This is a genomic window from Vibrio sp. 10N.261.52.C11, from assembly GCF_041471405.1.
Taxonomy (GTDB): domain Bacteria; phylum Pseudomonadota; class Gammaproteobacteria; order Enterobacterales; family Vibrionaceae; genus Vibrio; species Vibrio crassostreae_C.
Map to the genome: position 1 here is coordinate 1 of NZ_JBFROI010000109.1, position 21450 is coordinate 21450.

The following is a 21450-nucleotide window of genomic DNA, read 5'->3' on the forward strand; positions in this document are numbered from 1 at the left end:
ATTTGAAAGCCTTCCCAGAATGAAGATAGGAAAGTATGATTCGGCATGAAAACGGTAGTTTGTGTATGATTTTTGTTTGGCGACTAAACCATATCACTTACTACCGTTTTTGTTTTTAGTTCCCGCTAATGCGCGATGAACCTTATTTGTTTCGACCTAGTGAGTCAGAAACAGATAAACGGCTCTTTTATTGAGTGGGTGCTGGATTCGAAATCTAGCTCACGAAACCTTAGAGATTGAGTCTACTCAGTGATCTCTTGCAGCACTTCTCCGATTGACCCGCTTGGTTGGGTGATACCCAGTTTGTTCGAAAGCGTTGGCGCAATGTCATATGGCGTCACTGGTCGCGATACCTTCTTAGCTTCAACGTCGTAGCCTGCAAAGATCACAGGCACATGAGTGTCGTATTTCCACGGAGAACCATGTGTAGAGGCAATTTGGAGGCCTTCCATGTCGTTAATGTAGCTGCGCGGTGCAAATACTACGTACACGTCGCCAGAACGAGCAGGGTGGTAGTTGTTTTTAATTAGCTGCATCACATGCGTATCCGGTACTCGGTTAGCCGCAATGTCACTACTTGATACAGCAAACGCAACACCTTTCACTTTTGCAATTTCATCCGCAATAGCTTCTTGGACCTTAGCCAGATCAAGCTTCTTCTCAGCGATCAGATCATGATTCAGATAGATGTAAGGTTGTGCGTACAAGCGAATCGCGTCTTTGGTTAAACCAAATTCATCCTTCAATCGTTTCTCAACACCACTCGAGAGTAGTGTGTCTTTATTGAAGTATTGAGCTTGATTGAAACCAAGCGCATTTGCCGCAGGTGAAGATTCAGGTACACCGTGGTCGGCAGACAGCACAATCAATGTGTTTTCTAGCCCGACTTGGTTATCCACGGTTTTGAAAAGCTTAGCGAGAGTCTTATCAAGTCGGATAAGGTTGTCTTCTGTTTCTAGGCTTTCAGGGCCGTAAAGGTGCACCACGTAGTCATTTGATGAGAAACTCACTGACAGATAATCGGTCACGTCGCCTTGGCCAAGCTTCTCTTGCATCAACAAGGTGCTAGCGAAGTTTTCCGTGATTTCGTCACCAGCAGGGCTGACGGTTAGCGTTGTGCTGTAGTACTTGTAACTTGCCGGGCCATAAGGATGAGGGAAGGTGCGTTGGAAGTCACCGAGTTTCACTTTGTGTTCGGTATCGTGTTCTTGCAACGTGTATTTATCACGCGGTAATGAGAGCTCCCATTTCTGTTTGGAATACTGAGCAGCAATCGCTTTCTCGTTCCAGCGTGATACCCAATCTGGATACTCGTCATAGTAATAGTTACTGGTGACAAACTCCGATTGTGCTTTGGAGAACCAGAAGGCTTTACCACTGTGTCCTGCCAATGAGATTGCGCCGCGGTCTTTCACTGATACACCGAATACTTTTGATTTGCCACTATTGGAAATCGTCAGTTCGTCACCAAACGTGGTGGAGAGTATTGGCTCTGGAGAGCGGCCATCGCCTTGTGCTGTCTTCTGCGTTGGGTCGATCTCTGTTGCTTTATCGACACCTGCACCAGAGGTCAGCATTTGGTAGTTACCGTCTTCTACGTTATACACCAAACGTTCTTCGCTACGGTCATACCAAACGTTACCTACCATGCCGTGTACGCTCGGTGGAGCACCTGTTGCAAGCGACACATGGCCCACGATCGTTTCCGTGTTGCCATGTTGGTAGTTTGCGTTGGTGTAGTAGGTACCATCATCCATTAAGTACCGGAAACCGCCTTCACCGAAGTTGTGCTTATATCGTTCGATTAGATCTGCGCGCAGGCCATCTACCGTGATTTGAAGGACTAGATTTGGCTTTTCCTCAGCTGAAGCTGGGAGAGCGCAGAGTAACGCGAGGGTTAGTCCTGAAAGCTTGGTGTATTGCATAGAGTTTCCTTATTCACTGTTGCCGCTGAGTTCTAATGTTTGGTCAGGTTTCCAACGTTTGGCCAGATTTGTAACGTGTGTGCAGTGCGAATCGTATTTTTAGTATTGTTGGTGACGATTAGTGAACCATAACCTTCGGCATCTTTAGTTAGTTCGCTTCGTTAGCTAGTTCACATCCTTAACTAAACGCAGCCCCATATCTGACATAGTGATCGATTGGCTTGCGAAGTCACGACGGTAACTTTCAGATTCATTTTCGTCATAAGCAAAGCTGCCACCGCGAACCGATTTGTGTGATAAACCGACGTCGCTGTGTTTTGCGTTGTTAGGGTTGTCTGTTGGACCGAATCGGTAGAAGGTGTCATCGAAGGCATCGATAACAAACTCGCCCACGTTTCCTGTCATGTCATATAAGCCTAGTTCATTTGGTTTCTTTAGCCCGACTGGATGTGCGCTATTTTTAGAATTTGCTGAGTACCACGCAACATCATCTAAGTTATTGGAACCACTGTAAGTATAGCCTTTACTTTTATTGCCACCTTTGGCTGCAAATTCCCATTCAGCTTCAGTAGGCAGACGGTATTCTTCACCCGTTAATTCATTCAACTGCTCAACAAAATAGTTTGCTTGCTGCCAACTAAGGTTATTGACCGGAACTTGTGGGTTTTGGAAATAACTGAGAGATGAACCCATCACCGATTCGAACAATTCTTGAGTCACCTCAAACTTCGCAATATAGAAACTATCTACAGTTACATTACGTGCAGGACGCTCTGCTTTGGTCGCTTCTGGACCGTTCGACCCCATGGTGAATGTGCCGCCTTCAACCAACACCATCTCTTGGTCAATTTGTTGGGCGATGGGGTGTGTAGGCACGCTTGCACAGCCACTCAGAAGGATAGTCATGGTGACGCTGCTAATTGTTGCTAACTGTTTGTAATTAAGAAATTTCATCACGTGCCTCAGATGTTCGAAATAGGGTCTAATTCTAACGTTTAAGGTCATTCCTATTGGTTATAAAGGGTATAACATGTCACCTGATCGAATAGGAATTATGATGGGTCCAGAATACTAAAATAGGTAGGTAAATCATGCATATTACTCAAGGTCCACAATATAACGGTAAAGCGTCTAAGCGCTTGCATGTCATGGCTAAGCCGATTGGCGCAGCATGCAACATTGACTGTAAATATTGTTACTACCTAAGTAAGCAAGATTTGTTGGAGTACAAGAAAGGCAGTTCTCCAAGAATGGATGATGAGACGTTAGAAACCTACATCCGACAATACATCGAAGGTCAAAACACGCCAGAAATTATCTTCTCATGGCAGGGTGGTGAACCTACCATGCTTGGTTTGGCCTATTTTGAACGTGTGGTTGAACTACAGAAGAAGTACCAACCTGAAGGTGTATTGATTTCAAACGACTTACAAACCAATGGCACGTTACTGAATGACGATTGGGGACAGTTCTTAGCAAAGAATAACTTCTTGGTCGGCTTAAGTATTGATGGCCCAGAGATGCTGCATAACGCCTACCGTACTAACCGAGCCGGTCGTGGTACGTTCAAACAAGTGATGGCGGCTGTTGAGCTGTTGCACAAGCACCAAGTGAAATTCGCGACGTTAACCTGCGTGAACAACCTGACCAGTCAAAATGCACTAGAAGTGTACCGATTCTTACGTGATGTGGTGAAGTCGCCACAAATGCAGTTTATCCCTATCGTTGAGCAAAAAACCTTTAGAACGGTTGCACCACAAACATCCCAAGTAAGCGAGCAGCTTAAACAAGGCGACAAACGCCTGATCCCCGGCCATAAAGATTCAATCATGGAATCGTGGTGTGTGTCGGACTTGGCTTGGGGTAACTTCTTGATTTCTGTGTTTGACGAGTGGGCCAAGAACGACATCGGCAAGGTGTTTGTTCAGTATTTTGAAGCGAGCGTAGAAACATGGATTGGGCGTCCGAACCCACTGTGTACCTTGAATGAGATATGCGGAAAGGGCTTGGCAATGGAGCCAAATGGCGACGTATTTTCATGCGACCATTATGTTTACCCTGAATACAAGATTGGCAATATTCATCACGAGAAACTTGATGATTTGGCGTACAGCGCACCACAGCAAAAGTTTGGTTTTGCTAAATCCCGTACACTGACCAGTCAATGTCAGCAGTGTGATTACAAGTTCGCTTGTCATGGTGAGTGCCCTAAGAACCGCTTTATCAAAACTCGTGTAGGTGAACCGGGTTTGAACTACTTATGTGCTGGTTGGCATAAGTTCTTTTCTCATGTCGATAAGTCGATGGCGTACATCGCTCGCGCGATGGGGCATCCGGTTGCTCATGGTAAATTCAGCGACTCAGTATTGATGGCGCATCGAGCAAAACAGGCGCAACAAGCTACGTTCGAGACCAAGTTTTAACTCGTTCTTTGGATCAACAGGTCCAAGAAAAATTTAATCAGATACGAGTCTAAGGACAGGCTAAGTTCTCCAGTTTAAGGTAATACTATGATGAAGAAGAGTTTAGCGACGGCTGTTGCTTTATTGATTTCAACGTCCGCATTAATTTCAACGTCTGCGATGGCTGCGAATAGCGTTCAACAAACGGTTGACGCGCCAGCACAAAATATCAATCAAGTGCTTGAAATGACGGACACTCAAACCCGCATTCAACAGTTGTCTTACATGGCACAAGATCAGAATCAATCTGTTGAAAATCGTACTGGTGCACTGCAAGAGCTTGCTTCATATCCAAGCCAAAATGCGCTGGTGGCGGTGGCAAGAGGCTTAAAAGATCAAAACCCTGAAGTTCGTGAAGCGGCGGTTATCGGTTCTGAACCTTACCAACTTGAACATCGCTGGGCGTTAGTTTCACCCTTGCTAAAAGACAGCGATACCATGGTTCGCCATACGGCAACGTCAAACCTAGTCCGTGACTTCAATGCATTGGATGACGAGCAGAAAGCACAAATTGAACCACCAGTCATAGAGCTTATTAGCTTCTTGGAAACGCAAGAATCTGAAAAGTACCAATTACTGTTTGCTGATGTGCTTCGTTGGCACAATGACTGGGATAAGGCGGAAACGGTTTATCTAGAGCTGATCAATACGCATCCAAAAGAAGCGCAAGTTTGGTTGAGCTACGCAGATAATTTTCGAGCTCAGAACAAAGATAAGCAAGCAGTCGAAGTATTAGATCGTGGTTTGGAGAGCGTGCCAAACAACGCCGCTCTGCATTATTCGAAATCGTTGACTCTGGTTCGCCTTGAAGACAAAACTGCGGCAGCCAAAGAGATTGAAGTGGCTGCGAAGCTAGCGAAAGATAACAGCTACTACTGGTACCTAAATGGGGTATTACAAGAAGAGTTGGATATCGACAAGTCGACTAAATCGTTCGAGAAAGCATATTTGATCTCTGGTTCTCCAGAGCAGCTATACGCGGTATGCGATATCTATGTGCGCTACGGAAATGAAAAGACCGATGATTGCTTAGGTGAGCTAGGTAAATTAGCTCCTGACTATGTTATTGATCAGTTGAAAGATAAACGAATCGCGCCAAGCTCATAATCTTTAGATGGGTTAATGGTAAGCTGATAAACCGTTATTGAGAAAGCCAGTCGAATATTCGACTGGCTTTTTTGGATCTTAATTGCTGCAAGTGACCATCGATTTGAATTCGAGCTAAAAAACAAAACTCAACATGATGGTGTAGAGCAATGCATCTTTATCGGTTTTAGGGGCGTCAATAAAGGCACCGTTTGACCTACGAGCTTCGAAGAATTGCATTTCACCATTGATAGATATATTTGACATCAAGTCGTAATCTACACCAACTAAGTAGCTACTCCCTTCTAAGTGCTCATTGGCGTTAAATTGCGCGCCGTATACTACGTAAGGTGTGAATACTCCTAAATGGTAACCTAGGCTGGCGTACATGGATGAAGAAACGTCACTGATTTGACCTTCGCTCGCCAATACCGCTTGGCCAAATTCATATTCAGCGCCTAGCGACCAAAGTTGGATGTGTTGGTTGTCTGCTGTTGGAAGCGTGCCAACGTTTTCAATTTTTGTCGTTTGATCGAAATTTGAATCAAGGAAAGATAAGTTCCAACGATAGTTATCACCACTTAATTGAAGGTTTGCACCGAACATTCGGTTGGTTTCAAATTCCAGTTTTGTAGTCGAGTTGAAATCTACGTCATTTTTATCTTTTATGCCGATAAACGGAGTAAGTAAAAGAGTAGCTTCGTCACTGACATCGTGAGTCCAGCTCACTTTTATGCCATTGAAAGCTGTGATTCCGAGAACGCTGTTATACACCTCTGTCGGTGGCCTCGCGGTCATATAGGCTTGGCCTACATAGTAGTACTCAGAGGCAAGGAACAGTGGCAGTCGTAATCGACCAATGCTGACATCAAAGTCATTAAATTCATAACCTAAGTAAGCCCACTCTAGCTGCGGCTCACTCCAATCATATTGGGGTGGCTTGACAACTTGCACGGAAGCTTTGAATGAGTTGTAGAAGTAATCGAGTTGAACACCAAATGTGGTATCACAGTCGTAACAGCTCTCATCAGTAAAACCGCGGTTGATGATTAATGGATTATCGTTATCCGATGTTGCCCAAGACGTTGAGCCAAAGCCACTCAAGGATAAATTATCGGTAAGTTCGATATTCGCAAAAGCCGGAGAGGCCATTGAGGCACATAACACTGACGTAATTATTCTTTTCATATTATTTCTCCGAACTTATAACGTAGAGAACGTTGGCATTTTGAGGAACCGAAGAGAGTGGGGAGTAACCAATACGGTTTGGTTTGTCATCAAGCCAGTCGACTAAGCTGTCGGTTGACGCCGTTTTGATTTCTCTTGGATAACGCGCTTTTCCTGAAAAAGATAAACCAGCCCAGTGTGCATTCATTTGAGCGGCATTTTTTCCAAGCAAAAGCTGATAAAAGTCCTCTCTTTCGGCACTGTTCTCAGGCCAATCAGACAGTTCAACACGTTTGCCATTGAGGTGCTTAGTTTTCCCACTATAGAGCTTTCGCGCTTTGTTTATTGATATCTCTTCAAATCCGGAGTCTAAAGAAAATATGGCATAATCTTCAGCGGCGTGAGCAGGGCTTAGAAAAAGCAAGCTTCCTAATAGCCCTACCGCGACTGGCAACATGACTCTGCGGGGAAGTGTTTTTATTGTTCTAATCCAATCCATGAGGTATCTCCTAACAAGTCGCACTTTCTATTTGATGGAATAGCTTTTCTTTTCTTACGGGCTTCGCTACGTATCCATCCATTCCGGAATCAAAGCACTTTTGAATATCATCATCGATAACACTAGCGGTTAACGCGATAATAGGAGTTTTGCTTAAGCCTTGGTTTTTCTCGTGTTCTCGAATCTCCTTAGTTGCCGTGAAACCGTCCATAACAGGCATCATGCAATCCATCAAAATAATGTCGAAGCTACTGTCGTTCTGGTACATATCAACGGCAATTTGTCCGTTGTCTGCAATTTCAAAGGCATATCCGGCCTTCTTCAGCATGATAGAAGCTACTTTTTGATTGACGCGGTTGTCTTCGACTAGCAAGATTCTCTCTGATTTGCTCGGAATTGCGTTTTGTTCCGCTTCTTCAGGCAAAGTACGTTTGGTCGCAGCCCCGTTGATAATTGGAGTGACAGTTGCAGGTTGTTTCTTAGGTTGAGCTTTATAGGAAGCTGGTAGTGGCATAGCTTCTACCGCGGTGAGTACTTTCTCTTTAAGCATTTCGAACTTGAATGGTTTTGGTACATAGTCATCCATACCAACGTCGAAACACCTCTGAATATCGTCATCGATGACACTGGCGGTCAATGCAATGATAGGGATGCGTCGCGTCGCTTCCGTTTCTTTTTCAATTCTTCGGATGTTGCTTGTTGCATCAAAGCCATCCATAACCGGCATCATGCAGTCCATGAGTATCGCCGCGTAATGAGGATTAGCGGTGAACATGTCCACAGCTTCTTGACCATTATTAGCGAACTCGAATTCAAAACCACTTTTACCGACATGAAGACCAGCAATTTTTTGGTTGATCTTGTTGTCTTCAACGATGAGGATTTTGTGTTGGATCTCGACTGATGTCTGGCTTGCTTCTGATAGTTCCGCCAAACCTCGAGTATCACAAAGCTCAATAGCTTTAATTAAACGCAAGCCGAGTAGGGGCTGTGCGACTTGTGCAGTAACGCTGTCACCAAGATCCGCTGGCTCACTTAAGAAGGAACGTATCAAACAGATAGTGATGCCGTTTTGGTGCAGCTTTTCTAAGTTATCTGCGTGGGTATTAGCTAGGAATGCGTCATCTTCGGCGAAAACAACAGTAATAGGTTTAGTGTGTTTTTGAGTGGAGAGCTGCTCTGTAATTGCCGTTATATCATTCGTTTTATCGGTAACCTTCAAACCATAAAGGTTAAGGTCGGACTCTATTCGCTCGGAGAGCATGTTTTCGTTACCCAGCACATAAATATCAGCCGTTGCTGTACTTGGTTTTGGCAGTATCAAGTCAACAGGCAATACCAAGTCGAAGTAGAAACAGCTTCCTTCACCTTTGACGGAGTCGAGTTGAATTTGACCACCCATCAGCTCTACCAACTGTGTACTGATGGCTAGACCAAGACCAGTACCACCAAATTGGCGTGTGGTTGAATCGTCTTCTTGAGCGAACGGTTCAAATATCTGTTTTTGTTGCAGTGAATCGATACCAATACCCGTATCTCGTACAGCAAATCGAATGGTGGCATTGTTATCTGCTTTGTTGAGCGTTTGAATTGATAATGTGACGCCACCTTCAGCCGTAAACTTCACCGCATTCGACATAAAGTTCATCAAGATCTGTCTTAAACGGTGATCGTCTATCATCACGCGTGCTGGTGTATCTGGGCTGATATCAACGTTAATCGATATTCTTTGTTCTTTCGCTTTTGGTGCCACAATAGAGGCGATGTCGTATATCGACTCTCTAATCGATGCAGAATGCGGGCTGATTAATAGCATGCCAGACTCAATTTTAGAGAAGTCTAAGATATCGTTGATTAAGCTAAGGAGCAGTTGGGATGAAGTTTCGATCGTATCAACATAGTCACGTTGTGTCGGTGTAAGCGGCGTATCTGCGAGGATTTCCGAAATACCAATAACACCATTGAGCGGGGTGCGAATTTCATGAGACATGTTGGCCAAGAAGCTACTTTTTGCTTTGCTGGCTTGTATTGCGTGGTCTTTCGCGTGTTCGGCATCCTCTTTGGCTCTCTCTGCGTCTTCTTTTGCTACCGTCAATCTCTCTTTCGCGAGCTCTCGTTCGATGGTCAATCGTTCAACTTGCTGAGCAAACAGACTGAGTTCATCTTTACCTTGGATTAATTTATCTAAAGAAGGGCGCGTGTCATCATTTTCGCTTTTTAAGAAAGCTAACACCAAATTAAGGTTGTTAGTGACTTGTCTCGCCAAGCTAAGAGTTAAACCCATAACAATCGCTGCCAGCAAAGCGACGATTGAAATAAACAGGGTTCGTTGTATTTGCGCGTCATAGATGGCTTGCTCAACTTCTTGTTGAAACTCTTGCTTGATTACGCCGCCAAGGCTTTGTAATAAGTTGAGCCGTGCGCTCATCGCTTCTAAGCCGACAGACACTTCTTGTGGCGTCAGTTGGCTGATTGTATTTAGGTCGAGTAGCGCGCTTCTTATCTCTTGGCTTTGAGCAAACACATCATTTCGAAACACTTCAACCATCAAAGAAACTTGATGTTCGTTGGCGTTCAATGAAACAAAGCGCTCTAAGAACAATTGCTGTCTTTCACTCAAGGTTTTGATCTGTTCGGCGAGTTCTGGGTCGTACTCTTGGCTGATTTGGAAGATCTCAATCAGTGAACTACCAAGCTTGAACTCTTCGTTCGACCAAAACATCAACCACTCAAGTTGTTGAAGGGCAGTGAGGTGCTGTTGAATTTCACGTTTAGTGTTTTCAAAAGGGACTTTCTCTACTTCAAGTAACAGTTGCTTGTATAAATCGCTCTGCCATTCGAGGGCATCCAATTTATCGTAAGTGTCAGTCACTTGCATCGTCGATAAGGTCGCTTCGCTGAAATCGGCAACAAGTTGATTCATTTCATCAGATGCGTCTAAAAAAATGATGGGAGACAGGTTTTTAAGTTCTGCCTTTACTTGGTTGCTTTGAGTAGCAAACTCTTCAGGGCTAGAGGTTAAGGTACTTCTATACAAAATAGAAATATCTTGAAGATAGACAGATAAGTGATTGGTTCGTTCAAAATCGGTTAACTGAGTCGTTAATATATAAGCCTGTCTACCTGCTAGGAAGAGTAATAATGAAATGGGAAGTAGAACTAAGCCAAAGAGTTTATGTTTGACTGAAAGGTTATTCCAAACCGTAATCGCCATATAAGGATCCATCCAACTGTCGTTATATAAAAACAGTAGAATAAAAATGCCGATATGGAAACTTTGAAACGGTAAATTTTACGTAAGTGTGGGAGAGGTATAAGTTCTTGTGATTCCAGAGCTTATTTTGAAATGCGTTCTTTTATTAGTAATTTATAGCGTTTGGCAGTTTGTTTAATTTTATGCTTATTGATGAATCACTTAAAAAGCTTACTAATGAGGACGATTGTTATCGAGGCTTAATTCGAAAAGAAGTTGCTCTAATACGGTTTTTGCAGAGGGTTCTAATGTCCAAATACCGAGCATTCTGTTAAGTGCGGCGCGATACACTCTGTTTTTTAGTAGGAAGGCGAGTGTGCTCGTATCATTGCTGAATACGTGCATTTGTACGATGGTGAGCTCTGCTTTGTTCTCAATGTCTATTTTCTGAAGATTGAAAGCGGGTAGGAAGGCAGACTCATACCAAACCTCAACGATCTCTCGAAGCTCCATCTCTTCTTCAGGTACATCGCACTCCTGAAGTTGGTGGTTTTCAGGAATTGCGGATAAGTAAGCTACATCAAGCTTGTCTGCAACGAATGTGTACATATTCTTCCTTGTTACCTGTGGTATTGGGGCGAATCATCCCTCTCGCTTATGAATTTGTCAATTATATCCATTTCCCTAAATAGCGAATTGTGATTAAGCGTTGAGGTTTTAGCTTAAGCTGTTTAAGTATTTGTCTGTTAAGCCAAAATATTTCAAATTTCCATCCGGCTCTAACACTAAACTCATGTTTGATGTTGCGATCAAACCTGGGTCGTTAGTAGAAAAAATCACGGTCTTATTCAACAATTTATCGGAGAACAGGCGATTAAAGTATTGAGCGTTTTCTTGCTCTGCACCGTTGAACGGTTCATCAATGATAATCAGAGATTGCTCACAGTTACCTAGGCCAAGTGCCAGACGCAGTTTTTGTTGAATTCCATTCGGAAGACTTTTGCATTTATCCACGCTTAACTGAGTAGCCAAGCCTTCCGGAAGCCATTCATCTAATTCGAAGAAGCTGATCATCTCTTGCATCTTGTCTGTTGGAATCAGTCCGTTGTGTAAAATGAAGTTGGTCTCAAGTGAGCCTTCAAAAATATGCAAATTGAAAGGGATGTAGTTAATCGACGTGCGATAACGGTAGCTATTGAACTGTTTAATGTTGTAACCATCGACAGATACAGCGCCTTGATAGCGGTCTTCTAACCCAGCAATGATTGAAATTAAGGTGGTTTTACCGCAGCCCGTAGGGCCACAAATGACCACTTTGGCACTGGGTGGGATTTTGAACCCCAAGTTAGTTAAACCCGTTGCGGCTCCTGCATATCGGTGACTGACTCCGCTGCCCACAATGCTTCCTTGGAACAGGCGAATAGGTGGGCTTTTTTCTAAGGTCAATTTGTCGTCATTCATCGACATCAGGTTGTTTATCTGTGCTGATGAAGCCTTGATCGATTGGAACTTGGAAATTGAGTTATAGATACCCATGATTGGGCCTAACGCTTTCCAAACCAAAATAACGGTTGCGAGCATGGCACCCGCATCAGAAGTACCTTCCATCACGCCGATTACCGCGGTCACGATACTTGCTGTGCCAATCACTTGGATCAAACTACCGCCAGCGGCCTGAATCTTACTGTTAGTCACGGCAACGTTCTCTGCATCGCTGGTGCTTTGCATATGCGATGCACTGAATCGAGATTGAACGACACGAAGTAAAGGCAGGCCTTGGATTGTTTTGATACCACGAAGGATTTCGTTCCATTGATACGAGACCATCGCATTGGCGCGCGAACTTTTGGATGTGGCTTGCGAGTAGATATAGCGAGAGTAAATACAGAACACTAACATCAGGATTAAACCACCCATCACCACTAATGCCGCTGTACCAGACATCAGAGCAATGGCGATGATAAATACGATCACAAACGGCATATCAAAATAGCTGAGCGTCGATTCGGCAGTCACCAAGCGTCGGAAGGTATCGATATCTTTCAAACGTGCTAGCTGAGAAGAGACCCCAGCAGTAGATGTCATCGCATAGGGTAGCCAAAGCAACTTAGATATAACGGCTTGCGAGATGTGCACGGCGAGGTCTTTACCGGAAGTGGCAATGATGTTGACCCGCATTTTCTTAAAGAAGTATTCAGAGAAGCCGACAATAATGGCGAATAAGGTTAGCCAATAGAGTGTGGCTTCGGAGCTCGAAGTCAGTGCGAAGTTATATACACTCATAATAAAGAATGGCTGCAATGCACCGAGAATACTGATGACGAAGCTGAGAATGATCAGGCTTTTAAGTTCATTGTTATAACGATAGAAAGCGTATTTAATCCAATTGCTTCTGTCTTGCGATTCTGGAGGTGGCTCGCGGAACAGACGAGAATATTCGCTAATCGCAATCAGCAAACAGGGCTTTTTGCACATTGGGTATTCAATGGTGTTGTTGTTCGTGTAATCAAACAGCAGCAACTTTCCATCTTTGGTGCCTAAGAAAATCGCACTTAGATTCTCTATTTCAATAAAGCATGGCTGAGGGTGTTTATCTATATTCTCGAGTGTCTTTAATTTGGTCACATCACAGCGATACCCAAGACGCTCTATGGTTGCTGTAAAGCTGTCGCTGTCTTTGTGTTTCGGAATAAAAGCATCGCTGAGTATCGCGGGTGTGCCTTCCCATTCGAGTGCTATCAAGGTGTAGGCCAAACCGCGGATAAGTGGCGATTGACTGTAACGTTCGTCGTATCCGCTGGATTCAAAATCCAAGACACGTTGCGGTACATTATTGAAGTCGACTAAGATACTCATTGGTCACCTCCGGTAAGTTTTACGCGTTTGAGGCGATGGTTAAGCTTGTCCATTTTATTACTGGCGATGATCAAGATTTTGTCGTTGGCTCGATAAGCCGTACTGGTGAGAACCATTCGTGCAAATTCCTCATCAAACACACAGTCGATGTCATCAAATATCAATACGCGCTTACTGGCGAGCAGGGCGCGAACTAATAATAGGGCGTAGCCAACTTGGCGTGAGAATGGGTTACGCATATGGCCTTTGAGTTCTGTATAAAAACCGGCAGGAAGCCCATCAATTTGGGCTTTGATGTTCATGGTTTCACACAGTGCAAACGCCGTGTTATTCAAGCTTGGGCGGAAACAGGTGAGGTTATCGATAATCGTCCCTTCTACGAACGAACTGGTCTTATCAACCATCAGAACACTGTTACGCCAAACGTTGTAATTGACGTCATCCAAAGGCGTGTCGTTAATCATGATATCTAGTTTGCTATCACTGTTCTGACGCGTAATACAGTTAGCGAGGTGGGTCTTACCTGAACCACTTTTCCCTGTCAGCAAATAGGCTTGTCCGAGTTCGAACTCGATACGCTGCTTTTCAGAATACTTAACCGAGATACGTTCTACTTCTGTTGTTTCATGTTGGTGTTTAACAGAGGCGGCCAATTCAAGGAGGTCAACGATACGCTGAATATGGAGTTTGTTTAACTCCCAACGGCTCGCGGTGCGCATCACTTGTTGGTAAGGCGCAAAATAACGGTTGGTTAGCATGATGATCGCGGCCATGATGCCTTGGCTAGATTCCATATTGATAACGGCCGTTGCCAGTACCACAACAACGCAAGCAATGGATAGCTGTTGGATGAGCGCCAAAATCAAGCCAAAGTTCGACTCGATTTGCTCATATTTGATGTTCTCAACTTCGCGCTCTTCGACCATTTGTGTCATCAGGCTTTCAACGCGGTATTCCATATTTCGAGCTTTGATATCAAGCGGGCTAGAGATGATCTCAATGATTTTGGAGGTAGTTAACCCTTCGATGTCTGACTTATTCTGCAAACTACCAATCTTTTGTTTGGAAAGGCTCCACGCAAAAATAGCCAAGATGACAGAGGCAATCAGAAGGATAATGCCAGCCCATATGTTGATGAGTCCTATGATGAGGATAGTGATCACGCTGACGGCAAGGTTGATAAGCGCTCGAACCGATTCGCCACCAAAGAAGGTTTTCAATTCAGGAATGGTTGAGATTCGTTCTAGGTATTCGCCTGGCTCCAAACGTCGGAACTTAGAGATTTCCGCCAAACAGATGGATTGAAATACCTTATTGGTTAAGTTGGTCTCAAACTGCCTCATGATGACAGAGGAAATCTTCTCTTCCTGATTTTTTAAGTGATAGTCGAGGAAGATAGAAATCAAGATAATCGCGAACAATAAGAACAGAGTATCTTGTGCTTGGTTGGGTAACACTCGGTCAAAAATGATCAGAATGGAGAAGGGCAGTACCAAACCAAACAGGGTCGATATTATCGTTGAGAAAGTCAGATAACACTTATCTGCCATGTTGATCTTTTGCGAAAACTGCTCAGTTTGCATTGCGACCTCCTTTCCTCAACGACTCCGTTGAGAGAAGATGTTTAGGCACCAAATCTTGATTGTCTCGTCCCTCAATATCGCTCATTAATTGCATCACGCTTTCGATAGATTGAATTGAGAGTATTCCCTTAATTTGCTCAAGCTTGATGGTCTCGATGATGTAGTCGTATCGTGCGCTTTCGTAGTCTCTTAAGGCGCTGAATAGTTTACTTTCCGCCGCCAGCAAGTCGGTGATAGTACGCGTGCCCAATTGGTAGGCTCTTTGGATCCCTTTATAAGACGCGTAGTTGGCGCGAATGATGTTTTCGTAACTGCTTATAGACTGCGAGAAATCGTTAATGTTGAGCACGGAGGTATTCACACTGTTACGTGTGGTGTAAAGCGAATCTTGGTAAAGCAGCTCAGTACGTTCGATGGCCGTCGATGATTTTTGATAGCCGTAGTAATCAGAGCCACCAGACAAGATAGGAACTGCTAGGTTTAACCCAACACTGGTTGAGTTACTTTCGCCTGTCGCTGTAATGTCGGTTTTGTCGAAGTTATTGGCGTCATCGTGTCGATAGCTGGCTGAAAGCGATACGGTCGGTAAGAAGTTCGAACCGCTCTCTTTTAAGCTTCTGCGGCTTCTCTCGACGTTTTTCTTAGCCACTAACAAGTCGTTGTTGAGCTTTAACGCTTGATCCATGATTGATCGTTGTTCGGTTTCGTTTATCTCTTTTAAAGGCACACTTTCGTAGATATCTTGAGACGGAGTGATAGGGTATTGAATCTGAATCGATAGCCCGTTGAGAATGACGCGACGGTCTTTCTGCAAGGTTCTCAATCGATTCGACACACCTTCTTTCTGAGCAATCACTTCGTAAAGCTCACTGGCGGCTGTATTGCCGAGTTCCACATTGCGTCGCATTTGATGTTCACGCGTCTCAGACGACTTAAGCTCTACCTTGGTCGCTTTAATTTGTGCGTTGTTTTTCAAATACTCAAAGTATTGAGAGCCGATTTCTGAAATAGTGCTTTGGATTTTGTTCTCGTGTTTAATCTCTTCAATGTTGAAGTCGAGCTTTGCCGTCCCATATTTGAAAATATCGCCCAGATTGAAGATCGATTGAGAAAGGGAAAGGCTGTAGCTGTTCGAGTTATAGCTTGAAGTTTCATCAGGCACACTTGATAGCAAGGTTTCATTTTCATTCCATGTGGTATCGGCAGCACCATTGAGGGAAGGAAGAAATTTTGAGCGGCTGATACCAATGTTGTACTCGTTCTCTTCGACCCCTTTATCACTCGCCCGAAGAGAAAGGCTGTTCTGCAGACCGAGTTCTACCGCCTCAAGCAGGGTAGTCGCCGATGCTGAAGGTGTCGTGCTTAATGTAAGCGCAGCTATGATGCTGCTAGTTAAGTTTTTGTACCGCCACATACTTGTTGATCACCTTGATGATTTGGTCGCTTTTATAAGGTTTGCTGATTACGTAATCCATTCCGGCCTCAATACAAGCCTGGTGTTCGTTACTGCTGGTCAATGCGGTTGCACCTATGATGGTACAAGGGTTTTTCTCGTTTTCTTGTTCGAATTGGCGAATGCGTTTTGTGGCTTCGATGCCACCCATACCCGGCATGATGCAATCCATGAAGATGATGTCAGAACGCTTGTTCATAAAGTGCTTCACGGCATCGGCGCCATCGCCAACCATGTCTGGTTCATATTCTTGTTTGGTCAAGATTCGTTTCAGTAAAATTTGTTGAACTCGGTCATCCTCTACGATAAGGAATGAGCTGTTTTCCATCTGTTCTTCCGATGCTTCCGCTTCCATAATGGTGAGTAGGTTTGGAATGAACTCGTAAGGGATAGCAGGAGCGTTGATGATTTTGTCGACGAAGCTATGACACTCTTGTGCTTGCTGAGTGTTGGTCACTGACAACAGTAACTTGGTATTTGGGTGGTTCTTAAGCTGAGATTTCACCGTCTTGCTCAACGACGGCAGCTTGTTGGGTTCAAAGGTATCGGTGAGCATAATCGCATCGTAATCACCGAACGTTTTCGCCGCTGAGAAAAGCTCATTTGCAGTGCGAATCTCGGTGATATCAAGCCCCAAGTTACTGAGCATTTTCTTCATCACATCGATGCGAACTTGAGTATTAGCACACAAGAGTAAACGCTTGCCATCAAAGCGAGTTTTCTCTGTGTGGAAGTTCTTAGCCTTAAGATCAAGCTCGATCTGAAAACGTTCCTGAGCCCCTGACTGGAACCAGTGGCTCTCGTAATATCCGTAATCCTTCAGAACGCTTTTCGCTAAGTCATCTGTGCTGGCTGTATGGTCTTTGTGTGCGCTCCAATGGAGTTTGTTGAGCTTGGCAACAGAAACATCCAGTGTTGATAAGAAGTTGAGGTTGATGGTGACACGGGTATTTTCCATGTCTGAAGCCGCACCCGATTCAATCGTTACAAACAGTTTCTTATTTGATTTGAGTTGAATGGCATTGGAAAGCTGCAGGAACAATATCCAGAACAAGCTGGTGGATTGACCTTCTACACGATTGGGTAAGTTGTCAGAGATAAAACAGTCAAGTTGGCTTTCATTACGTTGTACTTTGGCACTGATATGAATCATTAATTCAGATAACACACTCAGTAAAGAGAACTCTTTCGACTTGCTTTCCGTACCCTGTGATATCAAGCGATTATAGTTTTCTGCTAACTCAGATAGTGTGCTACACGCAGAGGTAATATCGTTCGCCATCAACACGCCGTTTTCATCGGTTTCTTGAACCAGATATTGGACGCCACCGTTGATGGTGTTTGTAATTCCGCGAATCTCATAACCGATCAGCGCATACAACTGTTTGTAGAGATCGTTATTGCGCTTTTGGTCTTCTAATTTACTGAAAATAAGTTTGAGATGAGAGTAAATCTGACGCTGCTTGGGGTTGATGCTAACTTCATTAAGAAGCTCTTCAAGACGTTGTAAATCTAGCTGCTTCAGCTCTTGATACAGGGCATCGAATTCATAGTCGATTTCGCGTTCGTTAGAACTGGATTTCTTTAGCTTCAACATAGCAACTGAGTTGGATAGAATCGTAATCACAGCCAATATCACGACCACCATAAACAACCAGATAAAGAACTCGTTTTTTTCTGACATTAAGTCATTTGCATGGTTGTTAAACATGGTGCGATAGTTGTCGTCCATCTGCAGATAGTTATTGGTCAATGAAAGGTACAAGCCTAATACGTCGTTACGTGTTTTTGCGCTATCGGAGAAACGATTAATCGCCAATTCCAGTTGTGTGTATTCAGTTGCCCCAACCAAGCTGAACTCGGTTTTGTTCAACGAGGCTAAAGAGCGAAATTCATCAATTTCTAGCTTCAAGTTAACCAGGTTGAATTGGTTAGTGCCGCAAGTGTTGGTACTTAAACACTGTTGCAGAGTTTGAATATCTTGTTCTATGGTCTGATTAAGCTTCTGGGCTTGTATGAGCAGTGGGGCGCTTTGCACTTGTGCGACTGAATCTATTTTTGACCAAGAACAGTATAAATAGAAAGCGAGCGCAGCCAATACCACACTAAATAGTATGCTTAGACGTAGGGCGGGTATGGAAATATTGTACGAAGGTTTACCGCTCATTGATTATCTCTCATCGAAAGCATCCTCGATGGCTGACATCACCGGTTTCGCAGCGTATTCGATCACGCGACGCGAGCCTGTTTTCACATCAGCGGTAAACTCCATGTAAGGTGATAACTTGTATTGAGTGCCTCCTCGTTCAAGAAAGTTTCGGTCAATTTCAATCTCAGCTAAATAGAATTCAGCGTCTTCTTCTTCGTATGATGAACGGCTGATTGAGGCGATGGTTCCCTCAACAAACCCGTATTTTGCAAAGTTATAGGTATCCATTTTTACTTTCACTGCCTGACCAATTTCGACAAATCCCATGTCTTTACGTGGGATCTTCGCTTCACCGTGTAACGAATTATTTATTGGGGCAATATCGGCGATACTTTCTCCTGGCGGAATCACAGCAGAACGGAAATTGAAGTGAAGTTTATCGACCACACCATCGACTGGCGAGTAGACGACTAGGCGATCAACCTTGTCGGAATGCTGCGGTTGTAAGATTCGCTTTAGCTTGAGGTCTTTGTTCGCTTGAATGATTTGTGCTTGGTACTCAGAGTTTCGATTCTCAACCAAGTCACGGTGTTGCTTTTCCAGTTTGTCGAGTTGGAAACGCTCATTCATCACAGATTCGTCAAGGTTCTCAATCTCACGCACCATATTCGACTCTTGTACTTTCATGTTAAGAACGTCGACATAAGACGCCATCTCTTCTTTATAGAGGGTGTTTTTGATGTTGAGCTGCTTACGTATCAGAGAGAGTTGATTCTCTGAACTTTTGCGACGCTTTAACATTGAACTGATCAACGAGTTCTTGTGCTTAATATCGTGTGTAATGAGTTCTTCATTTGAACGGTTTTTAGAGAATTCTTGTCTCCAGGTATTCATGTTGACCTGAACTTGCTCAGGGTATTTCTCAATGAAAGCGTCGAAGTTAGGCTCTATCATGTCGCGTAAGCTTTCATAACGAATCTTATCGAGCTCTATCTGAATAATTTCAGTATTGACGGTATCAAGTTGAGTGTTACGGTCAAGTGAGCGTATTCGAGCGATAGGTTGGCCCTCATAAACGACTTCCCCTTTTCTGACTAATAATTCTTCTAATATCCCGCCTTCTAAATGCTGAACTTTCTCAACATCCGATTCCAATAGCAGTTCGCCACGTACAGAAACAACAATATCGATACGTGCTTGTGACGCCACCGCAATAGCGACCAAAGCGAGCAAGAATATAATGAGCAACGTTTTGTGAACGCTGGTCATGGCACTAGCAAGCACAATAGTGTCATCAGCTGTGACCTTAGAAGCCTCGTTATTGGAAACAAGTGCTTTTCTGAGGTGATGTTCTATTTGGTTATTGCTCATGACTGACCTCGGTTACTTGCCATCTATTACTTCCTTAATATCCAACAAGTGGTTGATTTGTCGATTGACGTTGTGCAATTCAGTTTTTACATCCTCTATTAGATCTTCCGGCGCAGGAAACTCGTGTCTACTCAAGTGTTCCAATTTGGCCATTTTTGGCGGAAGGTCTTGGTCGCAAAGCAACGTTAAGATGGTCTTCAATCGTTTTGAGTAACTGTTGAGTTCATCAAAACGATTACCTTTATGAAGCGCTTCTATATTTAGGGCTGCGTCAGAAAAGTCATTGTAAAAGTCGCCTAATAGCAATTGCAGCCCTTTGTGGTTGTTGTCGACCGAGCGCAACAAATTCGTCATGTCTATCATCATTCCACCGCCGTAATTGCTTTAATCACAATAACTAAGGATGTTTAAAGGTAGTTTTCAAATTTTTTTTGATTCTTTATGTATAAAAAGAAAAATATGAAAAATGTTGTATAAAAACTTGGTTTTTCAAAATGGTGTCCTTTAATGCCTCTAAATACGATCAGTTAGCTAGTAGCAACGGAGGCTGTAATGGCAGGCGAAAATAACCAAAACAACCAAAATGAAGATCTCAATGACGCGGTAGAACAAACGGACACGAACGACGCGGGTACGCCCTCCCAACAGCAGAATCAACAAAATCAACAAAACACGATTGCGTCGACAATAGCGACGGGTGCTGAAAATGCGGATGCGGCAGACGAAGTTAACCAGGCTTTAGACGAAAATCCGAGTGGTGCAGGTAATGCTGAAGATGCCTCTGCTTCTGGTGCGGCTGTGCAAGAAGAGACGCCAGAAAGTGATGGAGATTCAGACGCTGCACAATCCAATGTAGTTGGTGGAGCCGCTTCTGAAGCTGGCTCGGATAACGCTGCTGGCAGTGGTGGCGGTGCTGGAGCGGGCGCACAAGCTGTAGGTGGTGATATCGCAGAGGCTGCGACAGGTGGTGTAGACGCTGAAGGTAATGAAGAACAAGGCCAAGCTGCGCGTACTTCAGCAGCGCCGAGTGCGACATCTTCAGAGTCGGGTGACCAACAAGTTGGTGATGAGCTAGATTCACAAACAGTAGAAGAGACGTTTGCAGTTGATGTTCAAGCTTCTGACGAAGAGACCATTAGCGAAGTAGAGGATGACTTTGATTCTGAAACGGTAAGCGAAACGTTTAAAATCAAAGTGGAAAGTGAAAATGATGCGCCAGAAGCTGAACAAGATCTGGCTTACATCATGGATGAAGATGGCTCCATAACATTCACTCAAGAACAATTACTCGAATACGCAAGTGATGTAGATGGGGACGAGCTTGTTGCTTCTAACGTTCAAGTTGGTGATGATGCAACAGTTCAAGACAATGGTGATGGTACTTTCACCGTTGTTCCTTCAGCTGATTTTAATGGTGAACTTGACCTTACTTTCGACATCAGTGACGGCCAAGAAACGATTAGCAGCGCAATTGATTTAACGGTACGCCCGATTAATGACGCGCCTGTTCCTGAAGATAAAACGTTTGAAATCGAGGAAGACGGAACTCTTGTATTCACCGACGCTGACCTCCTTTCTGGTGCGACAGACATTGAAGGTGACAACCTAACGGTTGAAGGTGTGACCTACGATGGTGGCGACGGTATCCTGACCGACAACGGCAACGGGACTTACACCTTTGCGCCAAACGAAAACTTCAATGGCGA

15 protein-coding genes are annotated in these 21450 nt (G+C 44.0%); 3 read left to right on the plus strand and 12 right to left on the minus strand.

Features of this window, described 5'->3' with window-relative positions:
* Positions 1-242: 242 nt before the first annotated feature.
* Together AB4323_RS23645 and AB4323_RS23650 are read right to left on the minus strand one after the other, a co-directional pair.
* A complete protein-coding gene (locus tag AB4323_RS23645; RefSeq protein WP_017069461.1) occupies positions 243-1925 on the minus strand; it encodes an alkaline phosphatase family protein in 1683 nt (560 codons plus the stop codon).
* A 165-nt stretch (positions 1926-2090) separates the two neighbouring features.
* A complete protein-coding gene (locus AB4323_RS23650) occupies positions 2091-2879 on the minus strand; it encodes an SUMF1/EgtB/PvdO family nonheme iron enzyme (protein WP_017060470.1) in 789 nt (262 codons plus the stop codon).
* Between the two features lie 137 nt (positions 2880-3016).
* Between AB4323_RS23650 and AB4323_RS23655 the strand changes: the two genes are divergently transcribed.
* Together AB4323_RS23655 and AB4323_RS23660 are read left to right on the plus strand one after the other, a co-directional pair.
* Complete coding sequence (locus tag AB4323_RS23655; RefSeq protein ID WP_136979495.1) at positions 3017-4348, plus strand: anaerobic sulfatase maturase; 1332 nt, start codon at positions 3017-3019, stop codon at positions 4346-4348.
* Between the two features lie 87 nt (positions 4349-4435).
* Entirely contained in the window at positions 4436-5494 is a 1059-nt protein-coding gene (locus AB4323_RS23660; protein WP_372153477.1) for a hypothetical protein, read from the plus strand.
* Positions 5495-5608: 114 nt separating this feature from the next.
* Here the strand turns inward: AB4323_RS23660 and AB4323_RS23665 are convergent, their stop codons facing one another.
* The 10 genes from AB4323_RS23665 to AB4323_RS23710 all read right to left on the minus strand — a co-directional run bounded on the left by AB4323_RS23665 (position 5609) and on the right by AB4323_RS23710 (position 20110).
* Positions 5609-6661 carry a sulfate ABC transporter permease gene (locus AB4323_RS23665; RefSeq protein WP_372153479.1) on the minus strand — a complete coding sequence of 351 codons (1053 nt, stop codon included), beginning with the start codon at positions 6659-6661 and terminating at the stop codon, positions 5609-5611.
* A gap of 1 nt (position 6662) precedes the next feature.
* Positions 6663-7139 (minus strand): hypothetical protein, encoded by a 477-nt coding sequence (locus tag AB4323_RS23670; protein WP_372153481.1) that lies wholly within the window; start codon positions 7137-7139, stop codon positions 6663-6665.
* Positions 7140-7149: 10 nt separating this feature from the next.
* On the minus strand, positions 7150-10353 hold the full coding sequence (locus tag AB4323_RS23675) for a response regulator (protein ID WP_372102656.1): 3204 nt from the start codon (positions 10351-10353) through the stop codon (positions 7150-7152).
* 213 nt (positions 10354-10566) lie between these two features.
* A complete protein-coding gene (locus tag AB4323_RS23680) occupies positions 10567-10941 on the minus strand; it encodes a hypothetical protein (RefSeq protein WP_017060464.1) in 375 nt (124 codons plus the stop codon).
* A gap of 108 nt (positions 10942-11049) precedes the next feature.
* Positions 11050-13188, minus strand: a complete 2139-nt coding sequence (locus tag AB4323_RS23685) for an ATP-binding cassette domain-containing protein (protein WP_017064681.1) — start codon at positions 13186-13188, stop codon at positions 11050-11052.
* On the minus strand, positions 13185-14771 hold the full coding sequence (locus AB4323_RS23690) for an ABC transporter transmembrane domain-containing protein (RefSeq protein WP_102332851.1): 1587 nt from the start codon (positions 14769-14771) through the stop codon (positions 13185-13187). The genes AB4323_RS23685 and AB4323_RS23690 overlap by 4 nt, the downstream gene beginning before the upstream one ends.
* Positions 14761-16185 (minus strand): TolC family protein, encoded by a 1425-nt coding sequence (locus tag AB4323_RS23695; protein WP_017064679.1) that lies wholly within the window; start codon positions 16183-16185, stop codon positions 14761-14763. The genes AB4323_RS23690 and AB4323_RS23695 overlap by 11 nt, the downstream gene beginning before the upstream one ends.
* Entirely contained in the window at positions 16160-18391 is a 2232-nt protein-coding gene (locus tag AB4323_RS23700; protein ID WP_372059098.1) for a response regulator, read from the minus strand. Before AB4323_RS23700 ends, AB4323_RS23695 begins: the two co-directional genes overlap by 26 nt.
* Before the next feature lie 3 nt (positions 18392-18394).
* A complete protein-coding gene (locus AB4323_RS23705; RefSeq protein WP_017060459.1) occupies positions 18395-19744 on the minus strand; it encodes an HlyD family type I secretion periplasmic adaptor subunit in 1350 nt (449 codons plus the stop codon).
* Between the two features lie 12 nt (positions 19745-19756).
* A complete protein-coding gene (locus AB4323_RS23710; protein WP_372153483.1) occupies positions 19757-20110 on the minus strand; it encodes a hypothetical protein in 354 nt (117 codons plus the stop codon).
* 186 nt (positions 20111-20296) lie between these two features.
* Here AB4323_RS23710 and AB4323_RS23715 point away from each other — a divergent pair.
* Positions 20297-21450, plus strand: a 1154-nt coding sequence (locus tag AB4323_RS23715) for a cadherin-like domain-containing protein (protein WP_372153484.1), incomplete at its 3' end; no start/stop codon positions are given.

Bases quoted from the DNA above. Each gene is read 5' to 3' on its own strand.
- AB4323_RS23700 (WP_372059098.1), bottom strand. From the start codon at position 18,391: ATGAGCGGTAAACCTTCGTACAATATTTCCATACCCGCCCTACGTCTA.
- AB4323_RS23665 (WP_372153479.1), bottom strand. From the start codon at position 6,661: ATGAAAAGAATAATTACGTCAGTGTTATGTGCCTCAATGGCCTCTCCG.
- AB4323_RS23690 (WP_102332851.1), bottom strand. From the start codon at position 14,771: ATGCAAACTGAGCAGTTTTCGCAAAAGATCAACATGGCAGATAAGTGT.
- AB4323_RS23710 (WP_372153483.1), bottom strand. From the start codon at position 20,110: ATGATGATAGACATGACGAATTTGTTGCGCTCGGTCGACAACAACCAC.
- AB4323_RS23695 (WP_017064679.1), bottom strand. From the start codon at position 16,185: ATGTGGCGGTACAAAAACTTAACTAGCAGCATCATAGCTGCGCTTACA.
- AB4323_RS23645 (WP_017069461.1), bottom strand. From the start codon at position 1,925: ATGCAATACACCAAGCTTTCAGGACTAACCCTCGCGTTACTCTGCGCT.
- AB4323_RS23685 (WP_017064681.1), bottom strand. From the start codon at position 13,188: ATGAGTATCTTAGTCGACTTCAATAATGTACCGCAACGTGTCTTGGAT.
- AB4323_RS23680 (WP_017060464.1), bottom strand. From the start codon at position 10,941: ATGTACACATTCGTTGCAGACAAGCTTGATGTAGCTTACTTATCCGCA.
- AB4323_RS23650 (WP_017060470.1), bottom strand. From the start codon at position 2,879: ATGAAATTTCTTAATTACAAACAGTTAGCAACAATTAGCAGCGTCACC.
- AB4323_RS23655 (WP_136979495.1), top strand. From the start codon at position 3,017: ATGCATATTACTCAAGGTCCACAATATAACGGTAAAGCGTCTAAGCGC.
- AB4323_RS23670 (WP_372153481.1), bottom strand. From the start codon at position 7,139: ATGGATTGGATTAGAACAATAAAAACACTTCCCCGCAGAGTCATGTTG.
- AB4323_RS23675 (WP_372102656.1), bottom strand. From the start codon at position 10,353: ATGGCGATTACGGTTTGGAATAACCTTTCAGTCAAACATAAACTCTTT.
- AB4323_RS23705 (WP_017060459.1), bottom strand. From the start codon at position 19,744: ATGAGCAATAACCAAATAGAACATCACCTCAGAAAAGCACTTGTTTCC.
- AB4323_RS23660 (WP_372153477.1), top strand. From the start codon at position 4,436: ATGATGAAGAAGAGTTTAGCGACGGCTGTTGCTTTATTGATTTCAACG.